The organism is Planobacterium oryzisoli (assembly GCF_015354315.1).
GTDB lineage: Bacteria > Bacteroidota > Bacteroidia > Flavobacteriales > Weeksellaceae > Planobacterium_A > Planobacterium_A oryzisoli.
Genome location: NZ_JADKYY010000018.1, coordinates 1 through 1,691 on the forward strand (window position 1 = coordinate 1; position 1,691 = coordinate 1,691).

Below are 1,691 nucleotides of genomic sequence, written 5' to 3' on the forward strand. Positions count from 1 at the left end.
TAGCTACTACCAGATCAGGTCCCACGCAACCACACACCACAAAAAAGCAAAGCCTTTTCGCGGGTGCTTATGGGTGGTTAGTATCACTGATTCACCATGGTCGCTCATACTCGGGTACGGGAATATCAACCCGTTATCCATCGACTACGCCTGTCGGCCTCGCCTTAGGCCCCGACTCACCCTGGGAAGATTAACTTGACCCAGGAACCCTTAGTCATCCGGCGGATACGTTTCTCACGCATCATTCGTTACTCATGCCTGCATTCTCACTCGCACACACTCCACCCAAGGTCACCCCAAAGCTTCAACGCATGCACGACGCTCCCCTACCCAACAATCCTATAAAGATCATTGCCGCGGCTTCGGCGGTGTACTTAAGCCCCACTACATTGTCGGCGCGGAATCACTCGACCAGTGAGCTATTACGCACTCTTTCAAGGATGGCTGCTTCTAAGCCAACCTCCTGGCTGTCTTCGCGACCCCACCTCCTTTTCCACTTAGCACACCCTTAGGGGCCTTAGCCGGCGATCTGGGCTGTTTCCCTCTCGACTACGAAGCTTATCCCCCGCAGTCTCACTGCCGTGCTCTAACTTACCGGCATTCGGAGTTTGGCTGATGTCGCTAAGATGTTGGTCCCGCTAAACCATCCAGTAGCTCTACCTCCGGCAAGAAACACACGACGCTGCACCTAAATGCATTTCGGGGAGAACCAGCTATCACGGAGTTTGATTGGCCTTTCACCCCTACCCACAACTCATCCCCTCAGTTTTCAACCTAAGTGGGTTCGCACTGGCCATGGGTAGATCACTCCGCTTCGGGTCCAAGACATGCCACTAAAATCACCCTCGTTAGGATTCGGTTTCCCTACGGCTACCCCACACGGGTTAACCTCGCGACATGCCGCTGACTCGCAGGCTCATTCTTCAAAAGGCACGCCATCACACCACAAAGGATGCTCTGACGGATTGACAGCACACGGTTTCAGGTACTATTTCACTCCCCTCCCGGGGTACTTTTCACCATTCCCTCACGGTACTAATCCGCTATCGGTCATATCAAGTATTCAGGCTTACCGGGTGGTCCCGGCTAATTCACAGCAGATTCCACGAGCCCGCTGCTACTCGGGGTATCAACAACCACACACACCACCATGATCTTCGTGTACAGGACTCTCACCTTCTACGGCAGGTGTTTCCACACCACTTCCACTAACCACGCAGCACATGCCCACATCCGGCAGAATATGAACGTCATTGCCCCACAACCACCTACATGCAACCCCTGCCGGGTATCACACACATAAGTTTTAGCCATCATCCACGTTCGCTCGCCACTACTAACGGAATCACAATTGTTTTCTTCTCCTACGGGTACTGAGATGTTTCACTTCCCCGTGTAAACCTCCACACCAGCTATACATTCACTGGCAGGTAACCACACATCACTGCGGCTGGGTTTCCCCATTCGGACATCCTCGGATCAACGCTTAGTTGGCAACTCCCCGAGGCATAACGCAGCCTCTCACGTCCTTCATCGGCTTGATATGCCAAGGCATCCACCGTGTGCCCTACAAAACAACAAACAAAATACTATAACCCACACACAAAGTGCGGGCGCGTTCGGTATCACACAACAAAAAACAAAAAAATAAAGATGCTCGCGTCCACTATACAGTTCTCACACAACACACC

1 rRNA gene is annotated in these 1,691 nt (G+C 52.5%); it reads right to left on the minus strand.

From position 1 onward, the window contains the following. Nucleotides 1–1,582: ribosomal RNA gene (locus IC612_RS09950) — 23S ribosomal RNA — on the minus strand; the annotation flags it as partial. Between the last annotated feature and the right edge of the window lie 109 nt (nt 1,583–1,691).